The 4,973-nt window shown below is 67.7% G+C and carries 3 protein-coding genes; 1 reads left to right on the top strand and 2 read right to left on the bottom strand.

Going from position 1 to position 4,973, the window contains the following annotated elements:
- Positions 1–28: 28 nt before the first annotated feature.
- A complete protein-coding gene (locus AC5Y5W_RS12690; RefSeq protein WP_500022319.1) occupies positions 29–1,789 on the bottom strand; it encodes a DUF7159 family protein in 1,761 nt (586 codons plus the stop codon).
- 167 nt (positions 1,790–1,956) lie between these two features.
- Entirely contained in the window at positions 1,957–3,069 is a 1,113-nt protein-coding gene (locus AC5Y5W_RS12685; protein WP_500022318.1) for an enolase C-terminal domain-like protein, read from the bottom strand.
- Positions 3,070–3,130: 61 nt separating this feature from the next.
- Between AC5Y5W_RS12685 and AC5Y5W_RS12680 the strand changes: the two genes are divergently transcribed.
- Positions 3,131–4,918 carry a glycoside hydrolase family 15 protein gene (locus AC5Y5W_RS12680; RefSeq protein ID WP_500009585.1) on the top strand — a complete coding sequence of 596 codons (1,788 nt, stop codon included), beginning with the start codon at positions 3,131–3,133 and terminating at the stop codon, positions 4,916–4,918.
- The last annotated feature ends 55 nt before the right edge of the window (positions 4,919–4,973 follow it).

Raw genomic sequence — 4,973 nt, 5'->3', positions numbered from 1 at the left:
CTAACTCATCTATCTGGGTCCCGCGGCGCTAGAACCGGAACGACGGCGTCGGGAAGTTGAAGTGTGGCATCGCGGGCATCCGCGGGAATTGCGGAGCGGGCATCCGAGGAAATTGCGGAGCGGGCAGGGTGGGCAGCCGGGGCGCCTGCGGAGCCGGCATCCGAGGGAATTGCGGTGCCTGTGGAAACGGCAAGCGCATCGGCGGCTCTGGCGCAGGCATGTTCACCGGCGCCGTCGGCAGGTGTATCGGGGGCGCAGGGTTGTCCTGCAGGGGCGGCGTCGGTAGTTGCCACCGCGGCGGCGTCGGTACCTGCGCGGGCGGTTTCGGAAATTGGATGGGCAGGGTGGGTGCCTGCGCTGGTGGCGTCGGAATGTGTACCGGCGGTGTCGGCGGGTTGGCGGGCGGTGTGGGCAGATGTAGCGGGGGTGTCGGCAGATGGACAGGTGGTAGCGGCGCCTTGACCGGTGGCTGGGCAATCGGCGCCTGGATCGGCCGCGGAACCGCCACGTGAATCGGCGGCGCGGGTAGCGGGACCCGGACCGGTACCGGCACCGGCACCGGGACCGGAGCGGGAACCGGCACGGGCGCGGCGTCCGGAAGTGGCGGAGGCGCAGGCGCCGGCACCGCGAGCGGTTGCGGCGCGACGACGGGATCAACCGGAGCGGGTGGTGCCGCCGGAGCGGGCGGTGCGGTCATGTGAACCGCCTGCGGTTGCGGCTGCGTAGCCGTCGGCGCGGGCGGCGCAGGTGGCTGCTCGGTGGGCACAATGAGTTGTTGCACCGGGTTGGGCAGTAGCGCGACGGTCGGCCGGATGCCAAGTGCCAGCGCGACTTCGAGCGCCAAGGCCGCGATAACGAAGACGACGGCCAATCCGCTACCGACCAGCAGCAGCGGCCGCCGCCCCGACCGGGGTTCGTCGAGACCGCCGTCCTCGGGCAGCACAGTGGTATCGGCATCGCCGTCGTCGTCGGCCACCGCACTGTAGGCAATGTCCTCTTCGCCGAGCTCGGCACCGGGCCGGGCAACCGGCAGGTCGAGGTAACCGGGGGCGACGGCGTAGGGGTCCACCCGGCCAGTACCGGGATCCTGCGCATACGCCAAAGCCGCGGTCGACGACGCGAACAACGGCGCGTTGGCAGACGCCAGCGCCGCCCCGCGGGCCAGCGCCGTGCCGGGCTCCTCGGGTGCGCTTACCGGAAGCCAGGTCGCCGTCTCCAACACCGGTTTGATCGGTGCGATGTCGACGCCACAGCCCACCACGAACAGGCCCTCCGGACGGGTCGCCGATCCGTCCAGATCGGCGACCATTGCCGCGAGCTCGCCGGCCATGTCGGTGCTACGCAGCGGCCGCCGGTACACGTCGGTGACCGAACCGTCGGAGGCATCAACAACGGCCAGCGTCGCGGTCTGCGGTTCGACGAACAGCATCGCGGTGTGCTGGTAACCGATCGCCTGGCCGACCGTTTGAGTCAGTGCGGCCGCGGCCAGAAACGCCGAGACCAACATGACGTTTTCGATCTTGCGAGCGGCCAGTGCCTCGCGCAGTGCGGCCGCGTCGACAGGGTTGGTCCAGGTGACGCCCGTCGAGGTCAACTGGTAACCGCCTGCGGTCGCGGCCTCGCGCGTGCCCAGAATGGCCGAGATCACCTGGTCAGAGCTGCTGAGCGTGGCGGCGGCCGCGACATCGAAGTGGTCTTCCTCGACCGTGACACCGTCGGCATTGTCACCCTCGACCAGCACCATGCGGATTGTGCTGGGTGCCATCGATACCCCGAGGACAATGTCCACTTCTCCTCCAAATTCTTCGCCACCGAGCCACGGTCTGGGCGGAGGAGCGCACCGCACGGGCCGCCATCTACATACTTTGTCGAACTAACAACGTGTGACGTTACGCCGCCCAGATGAGTGCAAGCTGTGAACTGGCTATGAGCCGGAAGGCTGAACCCCGGCGGGTGTCAGGCCACGCGGTACTGCTGCAGGTCGGCCTCTTTGACGGTCAACCCGTGGCCGGGGGCAGTCCGGTCCGGATGTAGGGCCCCGTCCGGCTCAGGGTCGATCGTGCCGTCGAACGCCATGCCTTCGATCCGCACATGATCGTGGAAGTACTCCAGATGCCGCAGGTGCCATATCGCCGTTCCGACGTGGGCGCTGATCTGCGGCGCGCAATGCAGCGACAGGTCCATGCCGCGTGCGTCGCACAGCGCGGCGACCTTGAGCACGCCGGTGATTCCCAGCGCGCGCGTGACGTCGGCCTGTAAACAGTCCACGGCGCCCGCTGCCAGCATCTGGTGGAAATACGGCAGGTGGTAGCCGTATTCGCCGGCGGTGATGTCCATACCGCCGGGGCCCTGCTCACAGAGCTGCCGCAGGCCGTCGAGATCATCGGAGGTCAGCGGCTCTTCGAACCAGCGCACGTCGTATTCGGCGAAGCGTTGCGCCCACAGCAGTGCTTGCTTGCGGTTGTAGGCCCCGTTGGCGTCGACAAAAAGTTCCGCCGAGTCGCCGATCGCCGAGCGGGCCGCGGCCACCCTGCCGGTGTCGGCGCCTGGGTCGCGGCCGACCTTCATCTTGACCCGCGGTATTCCGGCGTCGACCCATCCGGACAGCTGCTCGCGAAGGGTGTCGTTGTCGTAGGAGGTGAATCCGCCGCTGCCGTAGACCGGCGTGGCGTCGTGCACGGCGCCGAGCGCCACCGCGAGTGGCTCGTCGAGTAGCCGGGACCGCAAGTCCCACAGCGCGACGTCGACCGCTGAGATGGCCCCGGCGACCACGCCCGGTTTACCCAAATTGCGCACCGCGTGCTGCATCTCGGCCCACCGGGCCGGCGGCTGCAGCGCGTCTCCGCCCTTGACGACATCGGCCAGCTTGGACTGGACCACGGTCACCACGGCTGTGCCGCCGTAGGTGTAGCCGGTGCCGACTTGGCCGCCGGCCCGCACTGTCACCAGTACGAAAGTCGTCGAATCCCACCTCAGGGTGCCATCCGATTCCGGGGCGTCGGTGGGAATCGAGTAGGCCGCGACGTCGACAGACTCGACAGGGATTGCTGAACCGGCTCGCGAAGGCATGCCCGGTGACTACCCCCAACGCAAACCGGGTATGCCCGACGTGGCGAAATGAAAAGGAACCATGGCAAACAAACCACTACTGGCTGAACAGCTTGCGCCGCATGTACTTCGGGAATACGCGTTGCTGGCCGACGGAGAACGCGGGATTGTTGTCGGGCCGCGCGGTGATTGTTGCTGGATGTGTCTGCCGCGCTGGGACAGTCCCGCGGTGTTCAGCTCATTGCTGGGCGGTGACGGCGTCTACGCTGTCTCGCCGGATCACCCACGCTACGTCTGGGGCGGACGCTACGAGCACCGTTCGTTGATCTGGCGGTCACGTTGGGTGACCACGGATGGAATCGTCGAATGCCGCGAGGCGCTGGCATTTCCCGGCGACCCGCACACCGCGGTGGTACTTCGGCGCATTCGCGCCCTCGACAAGCCCATGCGGATGCGGATCAGGCTCGATCTGCGCGCGGAGTTCGGCGCAAAGGGCATCAGCGACTTGTCCTGTAGCGACGGAGTATGGACCGGTCGATCGGGGCCGCACCGCTTCCGCTGGGTTGGTGCCGCTGGCGCCCGGCGCAGCGACGACGGGGCGCTGGAGGCGGTGGTCGAAGCCAGTCCCGGTACGGACCACGACCTGGTGCTGGAACTGTCCGACCAGGAGTTGCCATCCGATGTGGTGCGGCCCAACGACGCCTGGCACGATACCGAACACGCCTGGATGCAAGCCGTTCCGGAGTTTTCCGGCACCATCGCCGACCTCGACACCCGCACCGCGTACGCGGTGCTGCGCGGCATGACCGGCAGCGGGGGAGGGATGGTCGCCGCGGCGACGATGTCGCTGCCCGAGCGAGCTGAACACGGCCGCAACTATGACTACCGCTATTGCTGGATCCGCGATCAGTGCTACGCGGGGCAGGCCGTCGCCGCCGCCGGCGGCTACCAGTTGCTCGATGACGCCGTTCGATTCGTCAGCGAGCGCATCCTTGACGACGGCCCAGGGTTGAAGCCGGCCTATTGCATCACCGGTGACGCCGTGCCGCGGGAGCAGGACCTCGACCTGCCGGGATACCCGGGTGCGGCAGTCAAGTCCGGCAATTGGGTGACCGATCAATTTCAGCTGGACGCTTACGGCGAAGCGTTACTCCTCTTGGCTGCTGCCGCACGTCTGGACCGGCTGGACAAGGGGCATTGGCGCGCCGTGCACACCATGGTCGAGGCCATCGAAAAGCGTTGGCGTGAGGCCGATGCTGGAATCTGGGAAATTGACGACCGGCGGTGGGCGCACTCGCGGCTGATCTGTGCGGCCGGCTTGCGACGGGCCGGCGAAGTCGCACCGAGACAGCAGGGCTCCGAGTGGCAGCGGCTGGCCGATCTGTTGATCGCCGATGCCGATTCGGACTGTCTGCACCCGTCGGGTAGATGGCAACGGGCGCCGGATGATTCGCGGGTCGACTCGGCATTGCTGCTTCCGGCGATCCGCGGGGCGATACCGCCCCACGACCCGCGCAGCGTTGCCACCCTCGACGCAGTGCGCAACGACCTGGGCCGGCACGGGTTCGTGTACCGCTTCAAACCTGACGAGCGTCCGCTCGGCGAGGCCGAAGGGGCCTTTTTGCTCTGCGGATTCCTGATGGCACTGGCCGATCACCAGCAAGGCAACGACTTGGCGGCGGCGCGATGGTTCGAGCGCAATCGCACCGCCTGCGGACCACCGGGCTTACTCACCGAGGAGTTCGACGTCGACCAACGCCAGCTGCGGGGCAACCTTCCGCAGGCGTTTGTGCATGCACTGTTGTTCGAGTCCTCGCACCGGCTTGCCGATTCGGTAGGGCCGTCGGTCGGCACCGGAACAGGCAGGTAGCGATGGTTTGCCGTCAATCGTCGCGGGGTACGCAGCCGCCGTGGGTCTTGTCGTG

Source organism: Mycobacterium sp. NGS51 (assembly GCF_059812525.1).
Note: the sequence above shows the minus strand (reverse complement) of the source record. Positions and strands in the feature narration are given on the sequence as shown.